The organism is Nitrospirillum bahiense (assembly GCF_007828025.1).
Lineage (GTDB): Bacteria > Pseudomonadota > Alphaproteobacteria > Azospirillales > Azospirillaceae > Nitrospirillum > Nitrospirillum amazonense.
Window position 1 is genome coordinate 270,491 of sequence record NZ_VITO01000003.1, and the last position, 25,890, is coordinate 296,380.

General features: G+C 68.1%; 19 protein-coding genes. 5 read left to right on the forward strand and 14 right to left on the reverse strand.

Annotated elements, in window-relative coordinates; genetic code table 11:
• Positions 1-18: 18 nt before the first annotated feature.
• Positions 19-1,782 carry a ShlB/FhaC/HecB family hemolysin secretion/activation protein gene (locus tag FBZ88_RS06375; protein WP_246138531.1) on the reverse strand — a complete coding sequence of 588 codons (1,764 nt, stop codon included), beginning with the start codon at positions 1,780-1,782 and terminating at the stop codon, positions 19-21.
• 740 nt (positions 1,783-2,522) lie between these two features.
• Between FBZ88_RS06375 and groES the strand changes: the two genes are divergently transcribed.
• The 5 genes from groES to FBZ88_RS06400 all read left to right on the forward strand — a co-directional run bounded on the left by groES (position 2,523) and on the right by FBZ88_RS06400 (position 6,601).
• Complete coding sequence (gene groES, locus FBZ88_RS06380) at positions 2,523-2,834, forward strand: co-chaperone GroES (protein WP_145615935.1); 312 nt, start codon at positions 2,523-2,525, stop codon at positions 2,832-2,834.
• Positions 2,835-2,861: 27 nt separating this feature from the next.
• A complete protein-coding gene (gene groL / locus FBZ88_RS06385) occupies positions 2,862-4,481 on the forward strand; it encodes a chaperonin GroEL (RefSeq protein WP_145615936.1) in 1,620 nt (539 codons plus the stop codon).
• A 239-nt stretch (positions 4,482-4,720) separates the two neighbouring features.
• On the forward strand, positions 4,721-5,191 hold the full coding sequence (locus FBZ88_RS06390) for an Hsp20 family protein (protein ID WP_211102552.1): 471 nt from the start codon (positions 4,721-4,723) through the stop codon (positions 5,189-5,191).
• Positions 5,192-5,315: 124 nt separating this feature from the next.
• A complete protein-coding gene (locus tag FBZ88_RS06395) occupies positions 5,316-6,221 on the forward strand; it encodes a DnaJ C-terminal domain-containing protein (protein ID WP_145615938.1) in 906 nt (301 codons plus the stop codon).
• Positions 6,222-6,337: 116 nt separating this feature from the next.
• Entirely contained in the window at positions 6,338-6,601 is a 264-nt protein-coding gene (locus FBZ88_RS06400) for an usg protein (protein WP_040844215.1), read from the forward strand.
• Between the two features lie 21 nt (positions 6,602-6,622).
• Here FBZ88_RS06400 and FBZ88_RS06405 read toward each other — a convergent pair whose 3' ends face one another.
• From FBZ88_RS06405 to FBZ88_RS06475, 13 genes are all read right to left on the reverse strand, one after another.
• Positions 6,623-7,375, reverse strand: a complete 753-nt coding sequence (locus FBZ88_RS06405; protein WP_145615939.1) for a DsbA family protein — start codon at positions 7,373-7,375, stop codon at positions 6,623-6,625.
• A gap of 29 nt (positions 7,376-7,404) precedes the next feature.
• Positions 7,405-7,983, reverse strand: a complete 579-nt coding sequence (locus FBZ88_RS06410; protein WP_186464237.1) for a type II secretion system protein — start codon at positions 7,981-7,983, stop codon at positions 7,405-7,407.
• Positions 7,983-8,375, reverse strand: a complete 393-nt coding sequence (locus FBZ88_RS06415) for a type II secretion system protein (RefSeq protein WP_211102553.1) — start codon at positions 8,373-8,375, stop codon at positions 7,983-7,985. Before FBZ88_RS06415 ends, FBZ88_RS06410 begins: the two co-directional genes overlap by 1 nt.
• A gap of 5 nt (positions 8,376-8,380) precedes the next feature.
• Positions 8,381-8,866, reverse strand: a complete 486-nt coding sequence (locus FBZ88_RS06420; protein ID WP_145615941.1) for a type II secretion system protein — start codon at positions 8,864-8,866, stop codon at positions 8,381-8,383.
• The gene (locus tag FBZ88_RS06425; protein WP_246138532.1) at positions 8,863-11,334 is read right to left on the reverse strand and encodes a secretin N-terminal domain-containing protein; all 2,472 of its coding nucleotides are present in this window, start codon (positions 11,332-11,334) and stop codon (positions 8,863-8,865) included. Before FBZ88_RS06425 ends, FBZ88_RS06420 begins: the two co-directional genes overlap by 4 nt.
• On the reverse strand, positions 11,334-11,861 hold the full coding sequence (locus FBZ88_RS06430) for a hypothetical protein (protein WP_145615942.1): 528 nt from the start codon (positions 11,859-11,861) through the stop codon (positions 11,334-11,336). The genes FBZ88_RS06425 and FBZ88_RS06430 overlap by 1 nt, the downstream gene beginning before the upstream one ends.
• A complete protein-coding gene (locus tag FBZ88_RS06435) occupies positions 11,858-12,478 on the reverse strand; it encodes a hypothetical protein (protein WP_145615943.1) in 621 nt (206 codons plus the stop codon). The genes FBZ88_RS06430 and FBZ88_RS06435 overlap by 4 nt, the downstream gene beginning before the upstream one ends.
• The gene (locus FBZ88_RS06440) at positions 12,475-13,041 is read right to left on the reverse strand and encodes a hypothetical protein (protein WP_145615944.1); all 567 of its coding nucleotides are present in this window, start codon (positions 13,039-13,041) and stop codon (positions 12,475-12,477) included. Before FBZ88_RS06440 ends, FBZ88_RS06435 begins: the two co-directional genes overlap by 4 nt.
• Positions 13,038-13,880: a hypothetical protein gene (locus FBZ88_RS31275; protein ID WP_145615945.1), complete on the reverse strand. Its 843-nt coding sequence runs from the start codon at positions 13,878-13,880 to the stop codon at positions 13,038-13,040. The genes FBZ88_RS06440 and FBZ88_RS31275 overlap by 4 nt, the downstream gene beginning before the upstream one ends.
• Complete coding sequence (locus FBZ88_RS06450; protein ID WP_145615946.1) at positions 13,873-15,561, reverse strand: GspE/PulE family protein; 1,689 nt, start codon at positions 15,559-15,561, stop codon at positions 13,873-13,875. Before FBZ88_RS06450 ends, FBZ88_RS31275 begins: the two co-directional genes overlap by 8 nt.
• Positions 15,558-16,757, reverse strand: coding sequence for a type II secretion system F family protein (locus tag FBZ88_RS06455; RefSeq protein WP_145615947.1), 1,200 nt, complete (start codon positions 16,755-16,757; stop codon positions 15,558-15,560). The genes FBZ88_RS06450 and FBZ88_RS06455 overlap by 4 nt, the downstream gene beginning before the upstream one ends.
• Before the next feature lie 24 nt (positions 16,758-16,781).
• Positions 16,782-17,210, reverse strand: a complete 429-nt coding sequence (gene gspG, locus FBZ88_RS06460; protein ID WP_145615948.1) for a type II secretion system major pseudopilin GspG — start codon at positions 17,208-17,210, stop codon at positions 16,782-16,784.
• Between the two features lie 93 nt (positions 17,211-17,303).
• Entirely contained in the window at positions 17,304-25,832 is an 8,529-nt protein-coding gene (locus FBZ88_RS06475) for a discoidin domain-containing protein (RefSeq protein WP_211102554.1), read from the reverse strand.
• Between the last annotated feature and the right edge of the window lie 58 nt (positions 25,833-25,890).

The following is a 25,890-nucleotide window of genomic DNA, read 5'->3' on the forward strand; positions in this document are numbered from 1 at the left end:
GATTTCCCCGTTCCGATCTCAGTAGTGCGCCGTGATGCTGAAGAAGACCCGGGTCGGCTTTCCGCCCTGGGTTTGGACCTGGCGGTCCAGCGGCTGGTCGACCTCGAGGGTCGTGAACAGCTCTTTGGCCATGTTGATGCGGACACCGCCGCCCACCGACGCCACGGTGACGCGACCCGTGGGGCGGTAGTTGGACAGGCTCCACACCCGGCCGCCGTCGAACACGGCGTAGAACTGCATCCCTTCGGGGAACAGCTCGGGCACCACGGGCGTGTAGCGCAGCTCCAGCGAGCCGGCCCAGCCGTTGTCGCCGGAGATCTCGCCCTCGTCATAGGCGCGGCCGAAGTTGGGGCCACCCAGCGCCATCTCCTCGCTGGCCAGCAGGGGCGCCAGCGACATTTGCGCCGTGGCCGTGGCAAGGAGGCTGAAGTTGGCCGGCAGTTGCTGCACGCGGGTCACGTCCACCGTGAACTTGGTGAAGTCGGCGTTGCCGCCCAGGCGCGAGGCGTAGTCGGACTTGCGCGGTGTCGCGTTCAGGATGTCCAGGCCCTGGTGCACGGTGCCGCGCACGGCGGTGATGCCGTCCCAGGTGTCGGTCTTGTCGTAGCTGACGCCGGCGCGGAAGATGCGAAGGTGGTCCTGGTTGAACAGGTCAGCGCCCAGCGTGGTGCGGATGTCGCGGTACTCGAATTCCCCGAAGGCGCGCAGGTTTTCCAGGCGCGAGCGGATGATGGGATAGGTGACGGTGCCCGTCTCGGACGCCACGCGGCTGTGGACGTTCAGCTGGTCCAGCTCCTGCCCCGGGCTGGCGCGGGAGAAGCTGGAGGTCAGGCCGGCCGTCAGCCCGTCGCTGCTGAACATGCCCTGGTAGCCGCCCTGGACGAACCATTCGCGGCGGAAGGGGGTGGACACCTTGCTGGTCAGGGTCAGGCGGTCGGCATGTTCGCCGAAGCTGTTGACCGAGACGGAACCCACCCATTCAAAGGCGCCGACATAGGGCGTGTTGCGGTTGTCGAAGGCCAGCGAGGCATCGACCGCCTTGCGCTCCGACTTCACCACGATGATGGAGGCGCCCAGGATGGTGGGCGACGGCTCCAGGCTGGCGCGCACCGTCAGGCCGGGCAGATCGTCGGCCAGCAGCAGGCGCCGCTCGATCTCGCCCACGCTGATGGGGGTAACGCCGCGCAGGGGCTCCAGCAGGCGGGCCACGGCCGCGCGGGCCGGGCCGATGTCGTCGTCGAACCGGATATCGGCGACGAAGCCCTCGATGACCTGGATGCGGAAGCGGCCGTCCTCGATGGTCTGCTCCGGCACCACGACGCGGCTGGTGATATAGCCGGCCTCGCGGTAGCGCACCTCGATGTCGTTGGCGACCTTGAACATGTCGGCCACGGTGACCGTCTTGCCCACCAGGCTGGCGTAGAAGGCCGCCAGTTCATCGGCCGGGAAAGCGGTAGCGCCTTCGATCGCGACCCCCTTCAGCGCAAAGCTGTACTGCTCTGCCCCCTGCGGTGCCTGGGCCGCCGTGGCCTTGGGCACGGTGATGGCCCCGCCGGGTGCGCCAGGCGTGGGCATGACCGGCCGGGGCGCCTCGCGACCCGGTTCGGCGCCGGACGGCAATCGCGGCGGCTGAGCCTGCTGCGCCAGCGCCGGCAGGGTGATGAACAAGGCCGCCGTGGTCAGGGCCGCCGCTCTCAGAGCACGTCGGCCACGTCCCGGGACCGCCCGCTTGTGGGCCATGCGCGCGTAGGGCGACAGGGGGGGCTGGGCGGTCTTGGTCATTTCCAGGGGTACCTTGGGGCTTAAGCGACGGCGGACGGGATGGCGGCGGCAAACAACGGAAAACCCGGCCCCCAGGGTGTCGAACCTGGATGAGACCGGCGGGCGGCAACGGCTCAGGCGAAAGGGGGCAAGGCTGGAGGATCAGCTACTTTCGGATATATTGCTTTTGAGGGTGAAGCGACAATGGCGCACAAAAACGACGATAGTCAATAGCCCTGCACTTAATAAAGAGTGAATGTTGGAAGAATGAACATTTGCGACAATATGTGATAATTTGTGATTTCGGCTTTAAAATGGGAAGTTCACAGCGAAAATGTCAGAATTCATCAGCTTTAGTTGAGGGCGATTCGCGCAAATATTGGCCGCATGATCAGCGTTATCTCTCAAAGGTAACCAATTTAATTTCAAATAAGTACAAATGTATGCATAATTGAAAGGTGGTGTGAGGTGTGGGGAATGTTCAAAACGGCGGCGCCTATACCCAAGGCATAGGTAACCAACTGGCTGAGCGTCTGATCGGGGGCACGACGCCCATTGGTTACCGGGGTTGCCGTCCTTGGCCGGCCACCGCGACGGTCCATTGGGGCCGTGGAACCGGGGCCGGAAATTTTTGGCCTAGTCCCTGGGCCACCCCTCTTGACACGGATTCCGGACTGAATAAATTTTTGCCGCGGCCCGGCCCAGAAGGGCGGGCCGCCTTAGAAATCCATGGCATTCGCTTGTAATGAGGAGTGACCCCCATGCGATTCCGCCCCTTGCACGACCGCGTCGTCGTGCGCCGCGTTGACAGCGAGCAGAAGACCGCTGGCGGCATCATCATCCCCGATACCGCCAAGGAAAAGCCCCAGGAGGGCGTGGTGCTCGCCGTCGGTCCCGGCACCCGGGACGAACAGGGCCATGTCATCGACCTGAATGTCCGGGTCGGCGACCGCGTGCTGTTCGGCAAATGGTCCGGCACCGAGGTCAAGATCGACGGCGAGGATCTCCTGATCATGAAGGAGAGTGACATCCTCGGCGTCATCGACACCAGCGCGGCCCGCAAGGCCGCCTGAGGCAGTACATCATCACGGGAGAAGGAAATGGCAGCCAAGGACGTGAAGTTCTCGGCCGATGCCCGCGCGCGCCTGCTGCGGGGCGTCGACATCCTGGCGGACGCTGTCAAGGTCACGCTGGGTCCCAAGGGTCGCAACGTCGTCATCGAGAAGAGCTTCGGCGCGCCCCGCATCACCAAGGACGGCGTGACCGTCGCCAAGGAAATCGAGCTGGCCGACAAGTTCGAGAACATGGGCGCGCAGATGCTGCGCGAGGTGGCGTCCAAGCAGAACGACCTGGCGGGTGACGGCACCACCACCGCCACCGTGCTGGCCCAGGCGATCGTACGCGAGGGCGCCAAGGCCGTGGCCGCCGGCATGAACCCCATGGACCTGCGGCGCGGCGTCGATTTGGCCGTGGAGGCCGTCGTGGCCGAGCTGAAGGGCAAGGCCAAGAAGATCACCACCAACGCGGAGATCGCCCAGGTCGGCACCATCTCGGCCAACGGTGAGGCCGAGATCGGCGAGATGATCGCCAAGGCCATGGAGAAGGTGGGCCATGAGGGCGTGATCACGGTGGAGGAGGCCAAGAGCTTCGACACCGAACTGGACATCGTCGAGGGCATGCAGTTCGACCGGGGCTATGTCTCGCCCTATTTCGTCACAAACGCCGACAAGATGACCGTGGAACTGGAGGACCCCTACATCCTCATCCACGAGAAGAAGCTGTCCGGCCTGCAAGCCCTGCTGCCGGTGCTGGAGCGGGTGGTGCAGAGCGGCCGGCCGCTGCTGATTATTTCCGAGGATGTCGAGGGCGAGGCGCTGGCCACCCTGGTGGTGAACAAGCTGCGCGGCGGCCTGCGCGTGGCGGCGGTGAAGGCGCCGGGCTTCGGCGACCGCCGCAAGGCCATGCTGGAGGATATCGCCATCCTCACCAGCGGCCAAGTCATCTCCGAAGACCTGGGCATCAAGCTCGACACCGTCACCATCGACATGCTGGGCCGGGCGAAGAAGGTGGTCATCGGCAAGGACAACACCACCATCGTCGAGGGGGCGGGCGCCAAGGATGCCATCCAGGCGCGGTGCGCCCAGATCCGGGCGCAGATCGAGGAGACCACCTCGGACTACGACCGTGAGAAGCTGCAGGAGCGCCTGGCGAAGCTGGCTGGTGGCGTCGCCGTCATCCGCGTGGGCGGTGCCACCGAGGTCGACGTGAAGGAGCGCAAGGACCGCGTCGATGACGCCATGCACGCCACCCGCGCGGCGGTGGAGGAAGGCATCCTGCCGGGCGGCGGCGTGGCCTTGGCCCGCGCGGTGAAGGCCCTGGAGGGACTGAAGCCGGCCAACGACGACCAGCGCATGGGTGTGGACATCATCCGCAAGGCCCTGCAGGCACCGGTGCGTCAGATCGCGGCCAACGCCGGCTACGACGGGTCGGTGGTCGTCGGCAAAGTCACCGACAACCCGGACTACAACTGGGGCTTCGACGCCCAGGCCGGGCAGTACCGCGACCTGGTGGCCGCCGGCATCATCGATCCGGCCAAGGTGGTGCGGACCGCCCTGCAGGACGCGGCCTCCGTCGCCGGCCTGCTGATCACCACAGAGGCCATGGTCGCGCAGCTTCCGGAGAAGAAGCCCGCCACCCCGGCGCCGGCGGATTTCGACTGATCAAGTCATAACATGATAGCCTAGGTATACTTAACCACGGCGGCGATTGCCGCCGTGGTTACTGTTGTTTTCCAAGAATGATCGCCAAAAGATCTGCCTATATCAAATTTATTATTGATATATTGCCAGCATTCTCTATATTCGCAGGTGCCGGATGCCGATTGCGGATCCGGCCCGAACCGGCTCCCGGGTGGGTCCCGGGGCCGCTCGTACCTCGTTGCTCAATGGAGGACATGGCTATGAGCGCTTTTGATTTTTCGCCCCTGTTTCGTTCCGGCGTTGGCTTCGACCGTCTGGCCACGGTGCTGGAACATCTGTCCACCACCACACCGGCGGACAGCTATCCCCCGTCCGACATCCTGAAAACCGGTGAGAACGCCTACCGCATCGTTGTGGCCCTCGCGGGCTGGTCCGCCGACGAACTGGCCCTGACCGCCCATCCCAACCTGCTCGTCGTCCAGGGTCGCAAAGCCGCTGAGGAAAAGGCGCAGTATCTGCACCATGGCCTGTCGGCCCGGTCGTTCGAGCGCCGTTTCGAACTGGCGGATTTCGTTTTCGTTGATCGCGCCTCGCTGGAAAACGGCCTGCTGACCATTGATCTGAAGCGCGAGTTGCCGGAGGCCATGAAGCCCCAGCGCATCGAAATCCTGTCCGGCGGCGCCAATCCGCGCCTGGAAGAGCATCAAGCCGGCGAAAAGCAAGCCGCCTGAGGCCGAAGATGAAGGGAGCCGCCGCCGGCCTTCGCGCCGGCGGCGTATCACCGGCCCGATATCAGCACTTCACCTTGCCGTTGCCGGTGCCGCGAAGGACTGGCTGTTTGAACCGGTATCGCTCGTGAGCAATCCCTATGACATCCTGGGCGTATCGCGGACCGCCTCGACCGAGGAAATCCGCCGGGCGTACCGCAAGCTCGCCAAAGCCCATCATCCCGATCTCAATCAGAACCGCCCCGACGCGGAGCGCACGTTCAAGGAGATCACCGCCGCCTATGATCTGCTGTCGGATGCCACCAAGCGGGCCCGCTTCGACCGCGGCGAAATCGACGCCGACGGCAATGAGCGGCCTCAGGCCCATGCACGGCGCCACTATGCCGGCGCGCCCGGCGGCGGCTTCCAGTTCACGTCCAACGCCGGCGGGACGGGCGGCTTTGAGGACATTATCGCCGACATGTTCGGCGGCGGCAGTTTCCGGGCCGGCGCCGGTCCGCGCAAAGGCAAGGACATATCAGTCAGCATCACCGTGGATTTCGTTGAGGCGGCGAAAGGCGGCCGCCATCGTATGACCCTGCCCGACGGGACGCGGCTGGACGTGGACTTGCCGCCAGGGCTCGAAGAGGGGGGCAAGGTCCGGCTGCGCGGCCGGGGCGCCCCGGGTACCGCCGGCGGACCTGCTGGCGACGCGCTGGTCACGGTGTCGGTGCGGCCCCATCCATGGTTCAGGCGCGAGCGGGACGATGTGTACCTGGACCTGCCCGTCACGCTGCACGAGGCGGTTTTCGGTGCCAAGGTGCGGGTTCCAACTATCGACGGTTCCGTCCTGATGACCATCCCCAAGGGGGCCAACGACGGCACCCGGCTGCGGTTGAAGGGACGCGGTATATCCTCAGCGGGTGCTCGGGGTGACCAATACGTGACCGTGCGCCTGGCCTTACCGCCATCGCCGGACCCGGCGCTGGAATCCTTCCTGCGGACCTGGCGGCCGGCCGAATACGACCCCCGCAAGCCCATGGAGGGGGACTGATGGCAGCAGCCACTGCCGTCGGCTGCTAACTATATGGAGAGATTAGATAAATATTGACGCGTGGCACTCCGGTGATGGCAGAATTCCATCCTCCGCACCCTGGTTGGAAGGACGTCATGACGGACTTGGAAAAGCAACTTTTGGGCTGGCGCCTGACCACGGCTGAGATCATCTATCGCATGCCGGACCATCCCGGCTTGCTGCAAGCCTACCTATGGCAGGAACTGGACCAGGCGCCCCGTTTCCCGCAACTCCGCCAGTTCCTCGATTTTTGGGAGGCTCGGCTGGACGGCCGCATCCATCGGGTGACAGTGGTTTCGGCGGCCCTGGTCCGCCCTGCGGAAATCCGCCACGGGCAGGACGCGGGCTGGCTGCACTGACAGCCCGTCGCGGTCTCCTGGTCAGGGCGCCTTGGCGGCCCGCGCGGCGGCGATGGCCTTGACCAGGGCGTCGGGCGTCATGGCGCCGGAATGCACGGTGTCGCCGATCACCAGGCCAGGCGTGCCCCGGATGCCGATGGTTTGGGCCAGGGCGCGGGTGCGCTGCAGCCGGACGACGATGTCCGCCGACTGGCCGTCGCGCTCCAGCCGGGCGGTGTCCAGGCCGACGCCGGCGGCGATTTCCTTCACGCGCGCCTCGGTCAGCTGGTGTTCCGGCGTCTTGTCCGCCATCAGGGCGGCGTGCAGCACCAGGTATTTGCCCTGCTGCTGGGCCGCAAGGGCGTAGCGTGCCGCGATTTCCGAGCCGGGGCCCAGGACGGCCAGTTCCTTCAGCACCACGCGCACGCCGGGATCGGTCTTCACCACCGCCTCCAGCGTCGGCGCCATCATCTTGCAGTAGGGGCATTCGTCATCGAAGAATTCCACGATGGTAACATCGCCCTTGGGGTTGCCCAGGATCGTGTCTCCGGCGTCGGCCAGCAGGGCGTCGTGGTTGGCCGCCAGGGTCGCGCGGGTCTGGGCATCCCGCTCCGCCGCCTGTTTGGCTGCCAGGGCCTGCTGCATTTCCGTCAGCACTTCGGGGTGGGCCAGGAGATAGGCGTGGATGCGGGTGTCGAGATCATCCGGCTGACGAGTGGCCTGTTGCCCGGCCTGGGCGGCGGTGCCGGCCAGCAGCAGGCAGGATGTGATCAGGGCGGAAAGGGCGGTTCGCACGGGCTTCTGGTCCTGGACTGGGGAGGGGATCAGCGGGTGCCGGAGGGGCCGGCGCCGGCGCTGGGACTGGGTGGCGGTGATGCGCCCGGGCCCAGGGGAATGGGGCGCGAGGGCAACTGGGAATTGCGGGCCGGCGCCTGGGTGAAGACCCAGTCGGCATAGCTGTCGCGGTTGCGGAAGTCCTGGTAGGCCGCCAGGAAATTGTCCTGCTTGATGGGATGCCCCGGCGCCCGGCTGTAGATGCCGATGATGCCGGCACCGTCCGGGCTCATGACCAGGCCCCAGGGCTGGTCGCCGCCCAAGGGGTCGGGCGGCACCCTCCGCAGGTAACGGCGCACACCGGGATAGCGCGGGTCGCGCACCAGATCCTGCAAGGTGCGGGGCCAGCGGGGCAGGCCGGCGGGGGTGCTGTCGGCATAGCTGCGCAAGGCGGTGCGGAAGTCCGATCCGATGTCGAGCAAGGTTTCCTCGGCCGTGCGCCGTTGCATCAGGGCGCCGGCCTGCAGGCTGGCTGCGGCCACCACCCCGATGATGGCCAGGATGATCAGCAGGCCGAGGTAGGTGAAGCCCGCTTCATCGGGACGGATGGCGTCACGGCGGTCCCGCATCACATGTCCCCGAAGGCCTTGCCGTCATGGCTGGTACCCGACGCCCCGCTTTTGATGTCGTAGACGTTGCCGGTGAACTGCTCCTCCGGCGGGACGATGATCCAGGCGCTGTCGCTGTCGGCCACCGGATCGAAAGGCAGGGCGCGCAGGTAGTGCTTCTGCACCAGTTCGTCCAAGGCCTCGGGATAGCGGCCGGTGTCGCCGTAGAACTTGTCGATGGCGTCGCGGGTGACGCGCAGGTTTTCCGCCAGCACCCGCTCCTTTGATGTGTCGATGGCATGGTAGTAGCGGGGCAAGGCTAGGCTCAGCAGCATGCCGATGATGGCCATGACCACCAGCAGCTCCACCAGCGTGAAGCCGGCGGCCCGTTTCTTCGCCGCGCGTCGCGTCATGGCCCTCACCATTTGTTGTAGGGGACGCCGTTCAGGCCGACGCGGGGGCTGGCGGCGTAGACGTCATAGACATCGTCGCCCTCCTGCGGGTCGTCGGGTTCGCTGGCATAGCTGCGCTTGGCCCAGGTGGCGGCATCGGCCAGGTCGGGCTCGCTGGCCAGCGGGTTGCGCGGCACCCGGCGCAGGAAATAGATCTTGTGCTTCTCCGGGTCCTTCTGGTCCTCCACCCCCGTCACCAGCACGTCCAGGTCGGGCGGATAGCCGGTGGTCCCGGCGTCCTTGGCGATGCGGCCGTCGTCGCTGGCGCGGTGATAGGCGTCGATGGCCGTGCGGATGTCGCGCAGGGCGCGGCGCAGCTCCGTCTCCTGCGTGCGCTGGGTCGCCACCTGGGCCACCGGCAGGACCAGCGTGGCCAGCAGGCCGACGATGGCCAGGGTGACCAGCAGCTCCACCAGTGTGAACCCTGCCTCTGAGGTGCATTGTCCCGTCATTTGGCGGCGATCTGCACGGTGTAGGGGCTGGGCGACAGCAAGGTGATGGGCACGCCGTCCACCCCGATGGGGGAGGCGGAGGCCACCTGGACATTGGTGGACCCGGTGGCCAGCGCCTTGAATGTCACCGTGGCCAGGACGCCCTGGCTGGTGACGCCGGCCCCCCCGGTGCTGCTGTCGGCGATGATGACCTGGCCGTTGCCCAGGCGGCTGGAGAAGCTGGTGCTGGCGCCGCTCTGCTTCAGGAACGGCCCTTCCGCGATGTTGGTGACCTGCAGCCTGGCGGCGTCGAAGCCCAGGGTGACGGGGAAGCTGGTGACCCCCTGCGTGGCCTGCGCCAGCAGGTTCACGGTGACGGTGCCGCCCACCGCCGCCTGGTTGGTGCCCTGCAGTTGCAGCTGGGCGGTGCCGGCCCCGGGCACGGCGCCCACCGCCCCTTCCTCCGCCCCGCCGGCGGTGCCGCCCACGCCGTTCTGGCTGAGGCCGAGGCCCAGGTCGTTCACCGCACCCGTGCCGCCGCCGGTGGTGGACGACGACCCGGTGCCGCCGGTGGCGTTGGGGGCGGCCGGTGGCATGGGCGATACCGGTGCCACGGTGGTGGTGACGGTGGAACTGGTGGAAACGCTGCCGCCGCCGGAACCGGGCAGGGCGGTGTGCATGCTGGTCTCGGTGCCGGCGTTGAACATGGCGTCGTTCACGTCGGGGCGTTGCAGGTTGCGCACGAGATGCGGGGTGATGGACAGGACGATTTCCGTCTTCTGGTCGTCGTCCGTCGTGGCGCCGAACAGGCGGCCCAGCACGGGCACGTCGCCCAGGCCCGGCAGTTTGTTGCCCGAGGTGCGTTCCTGGCTGTCGATCAGGCCGGCCAGCACGTCGGTTTCCCCGTTCTTCAGGCGCAGGGCCGTGCTGGCCGTGCGGGTGCCGATCTCGTACGCGCTGGTGCCGGTCTGCGTCGTCACCTGGCGGATGATGCTGCTGACCTCCAGCGTCAGCTTGATGCCGACGTTGTCATCCAGGTAGATCGTGGGTTCCACATTCAGGGTCAGGCCCACGTCGATGTAGTTCACCGACTGGGACAGGAATCCGGTCGAGGTGGCGGTGGAGGTGATGTTGGGCAGCCGTTGCCCGATCAGGATCTTGGCCTTCTCATGGTTGCGCACGCGGATGCGCGGGTTGGTCAGCAGTCGCGCGTCGGAGTCCTGCAGGTTGGCGTTGGCCGTGGCGCTGCCCACGCTGACGCCGATGTTGCGTGTGGTCTGGTGCGTCAGATCATAGAGCGACACGGCGGAACTGGTGCTCGCACTGCCGCTGCTTCCGGCCGACGAACCGCTGGAGGAGCTGTCGCCGCCCGTCGTCAGGCTGCCTAGGGGGGAGGGCTGGAAACTGGCGGAGGCCGGCCATTGGATGCCGAAGTTCTGCAGCTTGCTGCGCTGGATCTCCAGCACCTCCACGTCCAGCATGACCTCGGGATCCGGCACGTCCTCCACCGCCACCAGCTTTTCCGCCATGCGGATGGCCTCGGGCGTGTCGCGCACGATGACCATGTTCAGCTTTTCGTCCACCGCGATGTCGCGCACCTTGATGATGGTCTTCAGGGTGTTGGCGATGGTCTTGGCCTCGGCGTTGGCCAGGTAGAAGGTGCGGACGCTCAGCTCCTGATAGTCTTTCTGCTTGGCCTGGGTGTTGGGGTAGATCAGGACCGTGTTGCCGTCCAGCACCTGCTGTTCAAGCTGGTTGGTCAGCAGCACCAGCCGCACCGCCGCCTCGATGGTGCTGTTCTTCAGGAAGATGGAGGTGCGCTGGTCCGTCTTCACATCCTTGTCGAACAGGAAGTTCAGGCCCGAGGTGTGGGCGATCACCTCGAACACCTGCTTCAGGCTGACGTCCTTGAACTCGATGGTGATGGGCTTGCGGTAGACCTGGGCCAGCCGCGCCTGGGGCGTGCGGGCCGCCAGGCGGGTGTCGATGGCATGCTTCAGCGCCAGGGCGCGCGGGTCGGCCGGCGCTTCCGTCAGCACGCGGGCCAGCTTCTGGCTGGCGGCGTCCACCTGGCCGCGCGACAGCAGGGCGTCGGCCTCGTTCATCCACCCGGCCTGCCGGGCGCGTGCCTCCAGCGCCGCCAAGCCGTCCTGCGCACGCTCGTAATTGGCATTCAGGCCCAGGGCGTGGCGGTACAGGGCCCGCGCCTCGTCATACGAGCCGGCAGCGGCCAGCTTGTCCGCCCGCTCCACATCCGTGGTCAGGGCCCGTTCCCGCGTCTGCAGATAGGCGGTGCGCACCTGCACGTCGCGCGGATCCTGGCGATAGGCCTCCTGCAGCTTGGCCAGGCCGTCGTCCATCTTGCCCTCGGCCACCAGGTTCACGCCGTCCTGATAGGCGGAATGGCCCGCGCAGGCCGTCAGCGCGACGCTGAGCAGCAGGGAAACCCCCTTGCGCGCGGCGGACCGCCACCCCCTCACAACCCCCATCACTCTTCCCCGCCGATCGTCATCGTCTGCTGTTGCTTGGTTGGTAGGTAGGTCATCGTCAGCACCGGCGGCCGGATCTGGTTGACCGCGTATTTCTGGTCGATGACCGTGCCCTCGCGCACGAAGTAGGTCTGGTCCCCGATGGCCAGGTACACCTCCCAGGCCGCGTTCTCATACTTCTTGCCCAGGTAGGTGAAGGGCAGGCCCGGCGTGCCGGACGCCGCCGCCACGGGCGCTTGGGCCGCCCCCGCCGTTGGCGCGCGGTCCAGGGTCTGTGCTGCGAACAGGGTGGACGCCGGCCTATCCTCATCGCGCGGTCCCACCAGCTCCTCACGGGGCAGCAGGGCCAGGATGGTGGGGGCGTGCTTGTGCTTGGCGGGGGCGGCGGCCGACTTGGGGGCAGCCGCGGGCTGCGGGCGCGGCGCCGGCTCCACCGTCTCGCCGCCGCCGGGCGTGCGGTCGCCGAAGATGGCGAGGCCAGCGGACGCGGCCAGGGCCGCCAGCATCAGGGCCTGGCGCGCCTTCATCGCGCACCCCCGTCTACCGCCTTGCCCGGCGCGTAGTCCGCCGGACCGTCGAGGTACAGCGCCAGGCGCAATCGCGCCTCCACCGTCGCGTCGCCGATGGCGGCGCGCTTGACGCTGATCTCCTCCAGGGCGGCATAGGGCAGGGACAGCAGCACCTGCTGGCAGAAGGCGCGGATGGCGGCGTAGCTGCCGGTAACGGGCATCTGCATGGTGTAGACGTGGTAGAGGCCGGCCTTGTCATAGCTCAGCTTGTAGTCCGCCTTGGCGATGGTCAGGCCCTGGCGGTCGGCCTCATCCAGGACGACGGCCACGTCCTGGTCGATATAGCGCACATCGCCCAACGCGTCGTAGAAGGCCTGCAGGTTGCGTTGCGCCCGCGGCGGGGGGGCAGCAGCTGGCTGGGGCTGCCGCGCGGCCCGGGCCGCGCGGGCCGTCACCTGCGCCAAGTCGGCCTGACGGGCGTCCACCCGCGCCTGGAGGGCGGGCAAGCCGATGAGGAAGGCGGCGGCGCCCGCGATGAACAAGGCTCCGGCCAGCAGGCTAGTCCAGCCGGCGCGGCCCAGGGCCAGGCGGGCACGCAGCAGCAGGGTGGGGGCGGAGGCCGACAGGAGGCTCATGGCGTGCCCCCGGTGAGATCCCCGGCGGCAATCCCCGCCTCAATCTGGAAGCGCAGGGGGCGGCGCGCCTGACTTTCCTCCGTCCGGTGCTTCTGCAGCACGGCGCCGGCCAGCAGGGGCTGCTGCTTCAACTGCTTCACATAGGCCAGCATGGCTTCACCGTCCGCCGCTTCCGCCTCGATACGGATCAGGCCGCGTCGGGCGTCGGGCTCCAGCGCCAGCAGGGCGATTGTCTTTGGGGTGCCGGCCTCCACCGCGTCCAGCACGGCGCGCCAGGGCAGGTTCAGCTGCCGCACGGCGGCGTTCACCGCCGTGGCCTGCGCCTTGGGAATGGGGATGTCGGCCACCGGGGCCCGGCCGCGCGCGCGCGCCGCCAGATCGCCTTCGGCTTGGGCGACGGCCCGGTCCAGGGCCGCCAGGCGGTCCAGCCGGTCCCGCGCCTCCAGTGCCGCCAAGAGGCACAGGCCCAGGCCGACGACGCCCAGCACCTTGGCGGCGGTGGGGGTTTCCTGCTTCAGCCGGGTGTAGCTGTGAGGGGCGAAGTTGATGCTCTGCCGTCTCATCCCGCGCGCTGCCCCCAACCGAAGAGATAGGAGAACGCCTGGGCGGCCGTGGGCCGTGCCGCTGGTACCTGCCAGCTGAGCGTGGGTGTGCCCGCGATGGGGGCGGCCAGTCCGGGAAGGGGTCGCCCCACCAGCTTGACGGCCACCGGGTCCGCCAGGCCATGGCGCAGCGCCACGGTGCGGAGCTGATCGCGCAGCCAGCGCGCGTCCACCCCCGGAGGCAGGGCCAGGCGATGCACCGCCATCAAACCGGCGGCACCCCCGCCAGGCGGAACGTCCACACAGCCCAGGGTGATGATCGCCCCCGCCTGCGCCACGCCCAGCCAGGCGCCATCCAGCCGCCGGTGTTCGGCATTCCAGGCGGTGACGAAGCGCGGGGTGACGGCGGTCAGCGCCAAGCGGTGCGTTCGGGCCAGGTCCAGCAGGGCGGTGTGCAGCGCCTGGGGCATGGCGCAGGCCAGGAAGGGTTGATCCACCGCCGCGTCGAAGGTCAGGCGCCACGCGGCGATATCCTCGCCGTAGAGGCGCTGGAAGCGCAGTGCCGCCACGGCACGGATATCACCCAGGCCGCGCGCGTTGCCCGGCGGCGCCACCATGAACAGCCGCACCAGGTCGTCGCCCAGCGTGACCGCCAGTGGCAGGTGGGCAAGGTGGCCTGCCGCCAGGGCGGGAGCCAGCATGTCCGGATGAAAGGTGCCGGCCAACGGCAGCTCCACCAGGGAAACGGGGGACTTCCAAGGCGTGCGCCGCAGGGCCAGCGACAGGCTGGCGCGGGTCAGCGTCAGCTCCAGCCGGCCGCCGAGGAAACGGGTGAGGGAGGGGAGGGTGGGCTTACGCATGCTGGGTTACCCGCTTGACCTCGGCCAGGGTGGTGCCGCCCTCCCGCGCCAGGGCCATGGCCACGTCGCGCAGGCTGCGGGTGCCGTTGCGGTAGGCCGTGTCCTTGATCAGGCGTATGGGGCTTTTCTCCACCACCATCTCGCGCAGCTCATCCGTCAGCGTCAGGATTTCGGCGATGGCGCGGCGGCCCTTGTAGCCTGTGCCCCGGCAATCACCACAGCCCAGGCCGCGGCGGAAGCGGAAGCCGGCGATGGCCTCCCCCGTCAGGCCCAGGCGCTGCAACTCCCCATCCTCGGGCACGTAGTCGGCGGCGCAGTGGGGGCAGTTCATGCGGATCAGGCGTTGGGCCCATATGCCGTTGAGGGCGGAGACGAAGGCGTAAGGATCGATGCCCATGTGGGTGAAGCGGCCGAAGACGTCGAACACGCTGTTGGCGTGCACGGTGGTCAGCACCAGATGGCCGGTCAGGGCCGACTGCACCGCGATCTCCGCCGTTTCCCGGTCGCGGATCTCGCCCACCATGATCTTGTCGGGGTCGTGCCGCAGGATGCTGCGCAGGCCCTTGGCGAAGGTCAGGCCCTTACGCTCGTTCACCGGGATCTGGAGGATGCCCGGCAGCTGGTATTCCACCGGGTCCTCGATGGTGATGATCTTGTCGCGCCCGTTGTGGATTTCCGTCAGCGCGGCGTACAGCGTCGTGGTCTTGCCCGAACCGGTGGGGCCGGTGACCAGCAGCATGCCGTGCGGTTCCTCCGCCAGATCCCGCAGGATGGCCAGCGAGGCGGCGTCGAAGCCCAGCGTTTCCAGGCTCAGCGCGCCGTAGGCCGCCATCATGGCGCGCTTGTCCAGGATGCGGATGACCGCGTCCTCGCCATGGATGCTGGGCATGATGGAGACGCGCAGGTCGATCTCACGGCCCGCCGCCTCCACCCGAAAGCTGCCGTCCTGCGGTACCCGCCGTTCGGCGATGTCCAACTCGGCCAGAACCTTCAGGCGGCTGATGACCTGCTCCGCCGTTTCGGTGCCATTGATCGCCGTGCCTCGGTCCAGCACGCCATCGACGCGGTACTTGATGGCCAGGCCGGTGGCCGTGCTTTCCATGTGGATGTCCGACGCGCCGGCCTTCAGCGCGTCGTAGAGGGTGGAGTTGACCAGCTTCACTGCCGGGCTGGCGGCTTCGCTGACGCTGGCGAATGACAGGATGGCGGCGGTGCGGCCGTCGCGGCGGTCGCCGTCGCCGGCCTGGACCACGCTGTCCATAGCGCGCACGGACTCTTCCAGCTTGGACAGATAGGCGTGGATGTCGGCCGGCAGTGCCAGGGCCACCCCTACCGCCCCCCCCGCCTGGGTTTCCAGCCAGGTCAGCAGGTCGGCGTCGAAAGGATCGGGGACGGCCGCCAGCAGTCCACCGCCCTCGGCGCGCAGCAGGGCGCAATGGCGCTGCATGGCACGGGGCAGGGGCACCAGGTCCAGGGCCGGCGTCAGGACCAGCATGGCCGCCGTCTCCAGCACGGGCAGGTCCAGCACCCGGCCCAGGCGGTGCAGGCGCTGGCGCGGTTCCCCGCCGGCCAGGGCGTTGAACTCCGCCAGGGTGCCGCGCCGGCTACGCAGGGCCGCCTGCCGCGCTTGGCGCAGCAGGGTCTCGTCATCCAAGGACAGAATGGGGGCGTCTTGGCTCATTGCAGGCTGTCCGCCAGGTCGAAGATGGGCATGTAGAGCAGCACGACGATGGCGCCGACGATGATGCCGATGGCGGCCATGAGCAGCGGTTCGAAGACGCGGGTGAAGCGGTCGATCCAGCGCCCGATCTCCCCGTCGTAGAATTCGGCGGAGCGGGTGAGCATGGCGCCCAGCTCGCCCGAGCGTTCCCCCACGCGCAGCATGCGTAGCGAGATGGGCGTGGCCAGTCCCTGGGCCTCAAAGGCATCGGACAGGGGGGTGCCGGCCTGCACGGCGTCGCTGGCCAGCCGCAGGCGGGCGGCCACGTCGGCCGACATCATGCCCTGGATGGAGGCCATGGCCGCGACCACGGTGATGCCGCCCTCCAGCAGCATGCCCATGGTGAGGTAGAGGCGCGACAGCTCGTAAATCCGCACCCGCGCCGCCATGCCGGGGATGACGGCCAGCAGCCGGCCCACGCCGCCGCGCCGGACGGTGTGCCGGACACCGAGGGCGAGCAGGGCGGCCAGGGCGACGATGCCGGCCGCCAGCGATGCGGAATGCGCCCCGGCGAAGCGGCCCCAATCCATCAGCATGCGCGACAGGAAGGGCAGGGAACGGCCGGTGCCCTGGTAGATCTGGGCGAAGCTGGGAACGACATAGCCCACCAGGAAGAAGGACACGGCTCCGCCCACCACGGCGAGGATGCAGGGATAGATCGCGGCGCTGACCACCTTGCCGCGCACGCCGTCCACCCGCTGGCGATAGTCGAGATAGCGGGCGAGCGAGCGGGGCAGGTCGCTGGTTCCCTCCGCCGCGCGGACGATGCCCACATAGAGGGGCGGAAAGTGCGCCGGCTGTTCCGCCAGCACGACCGACAGGCGCTTGCCGTCACGCAGGCCGGCCAGCAGGCGCTGCAGGATGGCGCGCGCGGTCTCGTTCGCCTCCTTCTCCAGCAGCGCCTCCAGCCCCTCGACGATGGACAGGCCGGCGCGCAGCAGGGCCAACAGCTCCTGGCTGAACAGCACCAAGGACCACTGGCGGGCGGTGGCCCCCCCAAGGGTGCCAGGCATCCGCAGGCCCTTGGCCGGCCGCACCTCGGCCACGGCCAGGCCGCGCGTCGCCGCCTGGCGGCGCGCGTCGTCCTCATCCTGGGCATCCAGGACCAGCTGGGTCATCAGGTGATCGGGCGACAGTGCCCGGACCTCATACCGCATTCGAAATGATCCCCGCCTGGCCGCCTACTCGTTGCTGAGGTCGGCGTCGGGGCCGCTGCCGCCCGGCTGGCCGTCGCGTCCGTAGGAGGTGATGGCGAACTCGCCCTTCTCCCCGGGGGAGCGATAAAGGTAGGGGTGGCCCCAGGGATCCGGAATCACGTCCTTGCGCAGGTAGGGGCCGTTCCACTTGTCGCCGTCGGTGGCCGGGCGGATCATCAGGGCCGCCAGCCCTTCCTCCGTCGTGGGGAAGCGGCCCACGTCCAGGCGGAAATTGTCCACGGCCTTGGCATAGGCCTCGATCTGCGCCTTGGCCGTCGTCACCTCGGACTTCGATACCTGAGAGAAGTACTTGGGGCCCACGTACGAGGCCAGCAGGCCGATGATCAGCACCACGACCAGCAGTTCCAGCAGGGTGAAGCCCCGCTCGCGCGCCCTGTTCTCAAATCCCCTCATCCTCGCCCCCTAAATCACTGGCCCTGAAATGCGAAGAAGCGGCGACGCCCTTTCAGGCGCCGCCGTCCTTTCAGTTGCTTGACGTTGCCGCCATCACCAGCCGATGCCGAACACCGCGTGCTCCGGCTTGTCGGTGGTGATGGTGGAGCTCTGGTCCGACACGTCGTCGTAGGCGAAGCCGTAGGCCAGGCCGCCGACGCTGTGGTCGTGCCAGAACTTGGCGTAGAAGTTGGCCGGCGCCGCGCTGTACCAGACGGACGGCGTGGCCCAGGCGCCGGCGTTGTCCATGATGTGGCGGTTGAAGGCCGCGCACAGCTGGGCCTCCAGCGCCAGTTCGGTGTCGTTGCCGGTGTGCAGGGCCCCGGCCCCGCGCAGCACGTCCTGCGTCGTCGGCTTGTTCACGATGTAGCTGCCGCCGACGTAGGCGCCGTTCTTCAGGTCGACCTCGCTGAACACCATCTGGCCGCCCTGGACCTGGCCCCCTTGGACCTGACCGACAAAGCGGCGGGCGCCGCCCCACATGTCGATGGTCAGGGTGTTGGTGGCGTAGTAGGCCCAGATCTGGTCGACGTAGCCGTCGAAGTAGGTGGCGTTGGCCTGGCCCACGTCGAAGGTGCCGTTGTAGGGCGCCATGATGCGGTAGGGCGACAGCGGGGCGGAATGGAAGGCCGCCGGCGTCTCCGCGATATAGGCGTCGTACAGCGCGGCACGGCTCTGGTTGATGCCGGTCTGCTTGTGGAAGGTGTTGTTGGCGCCGTAGACGTCCACCAGCAGCGGCAGGCCGAACTGGTCCACCTGGGTGGTGTTGATCCACAGCCCGGACGCGTTGTAGGTGAACTCGTACCAGTCGTAATAGACGTTGATGTTGGGGTCCGTGCCGTTCAGCGGATTGGGCCCCGCGTAACCGACCTGGTTGTTCGCATCCATCAGGATCTTGATGTACAGCGGCTCACCCAGGGCGATGAACACGCGCCCGCTGTCCATCTTGGGCAACTTCAGCTGCTTGGCTTGGGCCAGGGTGAAGAAGTAGTTGCTGTAGTTCTGGCCGTTCTTGGTCAGGTGGCCGGCGCCGTCATTGTCGGCGGCGCTGGCGGCCGTCAGGGTGCCGTCCGGCTTCAGCCAGGCGAACTGCCCCGTGGCCGGGTCGCGGCCGATGACGGCCACGTACACCTGGTCGTCGCTGTAGGTACCGTGGGTGTTGTTCTGCAGGTCGACACCGACGAAGCCGGGGAAGACCGTGTAGGGCAGGCCGTTGGCGTTTACCGTCAGGATGGCGGGGGTGCTGGTCACCTTCGTACCCTGCGGACCCGTCACGACGACGGTGTACTGGGTGTTGTTGTCGGCGCTGGTGGTGGCCGGCGTGTTGTAGCTGGCGCTGATGGCACCGGCGATGTCGGCCCCGTTGCGCTGCCACTGGTAGCTGAAGGGACCGGTGCCGCTGACCGTGACCGAGAAGCTGGCGCTCTGGCCCAGGCCCACGGTCTGGTTTTGCGGCTGGCTGGTGATGGTGGGCGCCTGGTCCGCCTGGTTGTTGAACACCTGGAAGCTGAACAGGCTGTAGCCGTAGGGGCTGGACCGCTGCGTGCCCAGCAGGCGGACGTAGCGGGCGGTCACGGAGGTGAAGCCCAGATCCTCCACCCCGCCCTTGCCGGCGGCCTGGGTGTAGACGGTGGTCCAGTCCTTGTCGTCGGTGCCGTCCACGTTGGACACCTGGATCAGGTAGGCGATGCCGTGCGCGTTCTCCCAGTTCAGGACCACGCGGTTGAAGGTCTGGGGGGATCCCAGGTCGATGGCGATCCACGACGGATCGACGAAGGCGGAAGACCAGCGGGTGTTGGGGTTGCCGTCCACCGCGTTGCCGGCCGGGTAGCCGTCATTCTCCGTCCCGCTGGCCGTGGCCGCCTTGCCGGCCGCCAGGTCCACGCCGGCCGAGGCCGGGCCGAAGGTGACGGCGAGGCTGTGCGGCCCAAGGACGTTGGCGAAGGTGTAGCCGGCCTGAGGGCCGATATCCTGCCCGTCCACCGCCACCTTGGTGACGACGAAGCCGTCGGCCGCGGTGAAGGTGTAGTGCGGGTCGGCCCCCTGCAGCACCTGGGTGGCGCCGGCCGGGGTGATGGCGCCGTTGTCGCCCGCCGTCGCCGTGACGGTGAAGCGGGGCGTGCTGGCGGTGTTGTACACCTCGAACTCAAACAGGCTGTAGCCGTAACCGGAGGAGCGCTTCACCCCCTGCAGGCGGACATAACGGGCATTCACGGTGGGGAAGGACAGATCCTCGTCCCCACCCTTGCCGTTGGTCTGGGTGTAGGCGTCGTTCCAGGACTTGCCGTCCGTGGACGTCTGGATCACGTAGCCCACGCCATAGGCGTTTTCCCACCGCAGGACCACGCGGTTCAGCGCCCGCACGGCGCCCAGGTCGGCCTGCAGCCAGGCCTGGTCGTCGAAGTTGGAGGAGAAGCGCGAGTTGGTGCTGCCGTCGGCGGCGTTGCCGGCGGGGTAGCCGTCATTCTCCGTGCCGCTGGCCGTCATGGTGACGCCCAGGGCCAGGTTGGCGTTGGTGGAGACCGGCGGCGTACCGCCGGTGCCCGTGTCACCGTTCCCGGTGTTCCCATTCCCCGTGCCGCCCGACCCCGTGCCCGTCTGGGGTGGGGCAGTCACCGTCACCGTGGCGCTGGCGCTGGTGACGGTGCCGGCCACGTTGCTGACGACCACGGACACCGCGGTGCCACTGTCGGCGGTGGTCAGGGTCTTGGTGGTGAACAAGGGGGCGTCGGTGGTCGCCGCCAGCGTGCCGTTCACGTACCACTGGTAGGTGAACGGGGCGGTGCCGGTGGCGGCCACGGTGAACTGCGCGGTCTGGCCGGCCGTCACCGTGACGTTGGCGGGCTGGGCCGTCAGCGTCGGGGGGGTCGGCATGTCGTACACCTGGAAGGACCAGAGGCTGTAGCCATAGGGGCCGGACCGCTGGGTCAGTTTCAGGCGCACATACTGGGCGGTCACCTCGGTGAAGGTGATGTCCTCGATCCCGCCCTTGCCGTTGGTTTCGGGATGGACCGTGGTCCAGTTCTGGTCATCGGCGCCGCCCACGTTGGACACCTGGACCTGGTAGCCCACGGCGTAGGCGTTCTCCCAGCTCAGCACCACGCGGTTGAAGGCCTTGGGCGTGCCCAAATCCACCTGCAGCCAGGCGGTGGGCCCGACGGCGGACGACCAGCGGGTGTTGGGGTCGCCATCGACTGCGTTGCCGGCGGGGTAGCCCGTGTTCTCCAACTCGCTGGAGGTGGCAGGCTGGTGCAAGGCCAGGTCTAGCGCCGCCGAGGAGACGCTGAACGTGGCGGCCACGGTGTGGGTGGCCTGGATGTTGGTGAAGGTGTAGCTGGCCACCTGGCCCACGCTCTGGCCGTCCGCCGTCACGCCGGTGGCGGCGAAGCCGTTGGCCGGCTGGAAGGTGAAGGTCTGGGTGGCACCGGCCAGGACCGACACCGTGCCGGGCAGGATGGTGCCGTTGGCCCCGGCCGTGGCGGTCAGGGCGTACTGCGGCGTGGTGGCGGTGTTGTAGACCTCGAACTCGAACAGGCTGTAGCCGTACTGGCTGGAGCGCTTGGTGCCGCTCATCCGCACGAACTGCGCCTGGGTGGCGTCGAAGCGGATGTCATCGACCCCGCCCTTGCCCTGGGTTTCGGTGTGCACCGTCTTCCAGGACTTGTTGTCCGTCGACACCTCGATCAGATAGCCGACGCCGTAGGCGGCTTCCCAGCGCAGGACCACGCGGTCCACGGTCTGGAGGGCACCGAGATCGACCGTGATCGATTCCGTGTCGCTGAAGCCGGACGACCAGCGTGAGTTGAGATCACCGTCCACCGCGGCCGACGCCGGATAGCCGTCGCCCTGGTCACTGGTGGCCGTGGCCCTCTTGCCGGCGGCCAGGTCCGATGCCGGGGACTTGGTGGGCGGCGCCAGCGGATCGGCGTTGCCGCCGCCGTTATTGCCCCCGCCATTGTTATTGCCGCCCCCGTTGCCGCCAGTGTTGCCGTTGCCGCCGTTACCGGTGTTGCCGTTACCGTCGCTGGCGGTGCCGTTCAGGGTGAGGGTGGCCGTGGCGCTGGTGGCGCTGCCGCCGCCGTTGCTGACGATGACGCTGAAGGACGCGCCGTCATCGGTCGCCTGCAGGGGTGCGGTGGTGAAGGTGGGAACCGTGGTGATGCCGATGGGGGCGCCGTTCTCCAGCCACTGGTAGCTGAAGGGGCCGGGGCCGCCGACGCCGACGGTGAAGGTGGCTGTGCCACCCAGCGGCGCCGTCTGGTTGGCCGGCTGCGCCGTGATGGTGGGGGCGGCCAGCGCCTTGCCCACCACGCACAGGGCCCAGCCCGGCGAATTGTCGGTGATCTGCGAGGACGACTGGCCGGCCGAGGAGACGAAGTAGGACCGGTCGGTCTCACCCGCCACGTCGGTTTCCGTCCAGGTGGTCCAGGGGTTGGGGAAGGCGCAGGCCGAGTAGTTGTTGCCGGCGATGGTCAGCGCCTCGTCCTGGGTGGGGACGCGCATGCCTACGGAGGCGCAGTACTGCTCGGCCACCGGCCGGGTGAACTGGGCGCCGGCCTGGGTGAAGGTGGTCACGTACTGCTGCCAGGTCAGGCCGCTGACGTTGTCGACCACGGTGGGCACGAAAGGCCCGTTGGGGATGCCGGCGATGGGCGAGACGTAGGGGCCCGACTTGGCCGGCTGCAGGGTATAGCGCTCCGTTGCCGTGCCGCATTGCGGCACGTCGTAGACCTGGAACTCGAACAGGCTGTAGCCGTAGTCCGTGGCGCGCTTGTTGCCCAGCATGCGCACGAAGCGGGCGGTGGTGCTGGGGAAGGCCAGGGTTTCCGTGCCGCCGTGGCCCACGGCCATGCTGCCGTCCGCCGGGTACACGGTGGTCCAGGTCTTGTTGTCGCCCTCGTCGTTGGAAACCTGGATTTGGTATTCCGTGGCGTAGGCGTTCTCCCACACCAGGACAACCTCATCGAAGGTCTGGAGGGATCCCAAGTCCACGCCCACCCAGGACGGGTCGATCTGCGGGGCGGAGGACCAGCGGGTGGTGGCGTTGCCGTCGAAGGCGTACTTGGCGGTCAGGCCGCCGTTCTGCTCGCTGCTTTCCAGCGGCGTCTTGCCCTGGGCCAGGTTGGTGCCGTTGCTGCCGCTGACCGACAGGGTGGCGGCGGGCTTGGAGGTGATGGTGCCCGCCACGTTGGTGACGGTGACCGTGTAGGCGCCGGCGTCGCCCGTCTGCACCGACGGGATGACGAAGTTGGCGGCGTCGGGGCCGACGGCCACGCCGTCATGCGTCCACTGGTAATGCAGCGGCGCTGTGCCCGAGGCCAGGACCGACAGCACCACCGTCTGGTTCACCGGCACCGCCTGGCTGGCGGGCGGGGTCAGGATGGTGGGCGGGGTGGCGGCCCCCACGGTCAGGACGGCGGCGTCGGAGGTGACGCTGCCCGCCGTGTTGGTGACCACCACCGTGTAGCTGGCGCCGTTGTCGTCCAGCGTCAGCACGGGCGTGTTGTAGATCGCCCCCGTGGCGCCGGTGATGGCGGTCTTGTTCTTGAACCACTGGTACTTCAGCACGGGCGAGCCGTTGGCCTGGACGCTGAAACTGGCGTTCTGGCCGGCGATGACCGTCGCCCCCTTGGGCTGGGTCAGCACGGTGGGCACGGTGGGCGGCACCACGGTCAGCAAGGCCGCCGTGGAGGTGACGCTGGCGCCCGAAGCGTTGGAGACGATGACGCTGTAGGCGGCGCCGTTGTCGCCCAGGCTGGTGGCGGGGGTGGTGTAGCTGTAGCTGGTGGCGCCGGGGATGGCGACGCCGCCCCGCTGCCACTGATAGCTAAGGGGCGCCGCCCCCGCGCTCAGCACCGTGAAGGTCGCCGTCTGGCCGACGGTGACGGTCTGGTCCTGCGGCGGGGTGACGATGGACAGCTGGCCGGCCGGCGTGGCCGGGACGGACAGGTTGCCGTTGGCGCCCAGGCTGGGCCCGGTGGTGGGCACGGTCTGGAAGCTGGCGGTGCCGGCGCCCAGGCCGGGGGCTGTGGCGGTGACCGTCACGGTGCCGGGGGTGAACTGGGCACGCACGGCGATGCGGGTAACGCCGCCCTCTGCCGTCAGGTTGGGGTCGCCCGGGGCGTGATAGCCGTCGGGCTGGCTGTCGTTGACGTAATGGTCGGCGCCGCCGCGGTAGGTGCCGGGCCCGCTGACCGCGAAGGTCAGGGTGGGGGAAACGTTGGGGACGCGCACATTGTTGGCGTCCACCACCTCCGCCGTGATGAAGGCGGCGTCGGTGCCGTTGGCCTGCACGGCGAAGGGCTGGCCGCTGGGGCGAACCAGTTCAGGGGTGACGGTCAGGCGGATGTGGTCCGGCGTGCCGGCGGTGACCTGGGTGTCCTGGATGGGGTTGCCGGCGGCGTCCAGCACCACGCGGGCGTTGGTGTCCAGGCACTGGGCGGTCAGGGTGCCCGCGGCCCACATCACGTCCCAATGCACCTGCGTGGGCAGCAGGGTGGTGTTCTGGGTCATGTCCGGGCTGACGTCGCTGGTCAGCGGGTTGGGCGTCATGTCGCCGCCCTGGCGCTGGCCGTTCAGCAGCAGGCGCACGGACGGGCAGTTGGAGAAGGCGTTGACCCGCACCTGGCCCATGCGGTTCCAGTGATAGGCCAGCTTCACGACCGGCCGGGTGTCGTACGGGGTCCAGGCCGCCTGGTAGATATAGTAGAGCAGGCGGGGAATGCGGTTGGCGTCCATCATCGAGGCGCCGTTGCCGCGGATGCTTTCCGGGGTGTGGCCGCTGGCGGAACCGGTGGGCGAGCCGGGGCCGTCAACCTGGGTCACGATCTCGCCGGGCGTATCGGCCAGGTACCAGTGGGCCATGCCGAAGGACTTCATGGCCACGCTCTGCACCCACTGCTTCATGTATAGCGCGGCGAAGGGCAGTTCGAAATCATAGAGGTCGCGGCCGACGCCGTTGTCCCAGTATTCCGAGCCCCAGGCCGGAACGTTGGGGTTGTCGCGCTTCACGCCGATATCGCAGCCGTCGCCCGAGCAGCCCAGGATGTCGCCGTTGGCGGCGTCGGGCGTGCGGTCGGACTGGGCGCGGGTCAGGACCGGGTCCCAGGTTTCCGACAGGGACTTCAGGGCGCGGGCGAAGCCGGTGTCCGTGACGCCATTGTCCGCCTCCCACGCCAGCACGGACGGGTTGTTGCGGTCGTGCACGATCATGTCCCGGTGCACCTCCTTCTTCATCTCGATGTCGAGGGTGGAGGCGGTGCAGTTGCCGACATAGGTGTCGCCCGGGCACAGATGGGCGAAGCCGTTCTCACCATCGCCGCTGGGCTGGACCATCATCACGCCAAAGGCGTCGGCGGCGGCCAGGAACTCCGGTCCCTGGGCGGAATGGCCCGGGCGGTACAGGCTGCCGCCGGCGTTGGCCAGCAGGGCCACGTCGCGCCACTGCTGTTCCTCCGGCACGGCCGATCCCAGGGCGGGGTAGTCGTAGCGGCCCGAGGCACCCCACAGGTAGTGGGCGTGGCCGTTGATGATGGGGAAGTTCTGGTCCCAGGCGATGGTGCGGATGCCCAGCGGCGTGGTGGTGGCGTCGACCACGACGCCGTCCACGCTGACGGTGTGCACCACCGTGTACATGTAGGGGCGGCCCCACTGGCTGTTGTTCGGGTACCAGAGGGTGGGGTGGTCCACCGTCAGCGTCTGGTCGAAGGTGGCGGGCGGCGGGGCCGTCTCGGGCGCGTTCTGCGCCGGCACGGCCGGCAGCGGCGCCGAGGCCAGCGTCTTGGTGTCCTGGGCGGACGCCACCACATTGCCGGCCGCGTCCACGATCTGGGTGTTCAGCGTCACCGTCTGGGCGTTGGCGTACTCATTGGCGACGTTGGTCTGCACCCGAACGGTGGCCGACGCGTCGCTGGCGCTGAGCGTGGAGACGTAGGTGCCCCAGGTGTTCAGCACGGCGTAGGTGTTGCGGGGGATGTGCACCCGGTCGGTGATGTACATCCACACCGGGCGGAACAGCCCGCTGTCGGCCTGGCCGAAGCGGAAGGCGCCGGAGAAGTTGGGGTTGGTGAAGAAAGTGTCGCCCCGGGCCACCTTGACCGCCAGGACGTTGTCGGCGCCGTCGAACTTCACATAGTCGGTGATGTCGACGATAAACGGCACGAAGCCAACGACGTGGGTGGCGTTGGGGTTCACCAGGCTGTTGCCCGGGATGAAATGCCCGTTGATGAAGACGCGGGCGCCCATGTGCGCGCCCTCGAACTCCACGAAGATCTTGCGCGTCTTATAGGCGTTATCCAGCGAGAAGTGCTTGCGGTACCAGGTGATGTTGCCCGTCAGCTGACCCTGGCCGCCACCGGACTTCAGATTCAGGAAGGTGTCGTTGTCGCTGGGGGAATGGGGCACGCCGACCGAGGTCCATACCTCGTTCGGATTGGGGTTGCTGGGGGTGTCGTTATAGGCGGGATCCATGGCGTTGGCCGGGTCGCTATCCTTCAGGAAGCGCCATGGCGTTTCGCCCAGGTTGATGGAGATGCGGTTGGACGGCGGCAATGCCGTGCCGTTATCCGCCCATGCGGCGGACATTCCTAAAATACCGCTAATAATTAACCCGACAAACAAAACCCTCAGCGCCCCTAAGGGC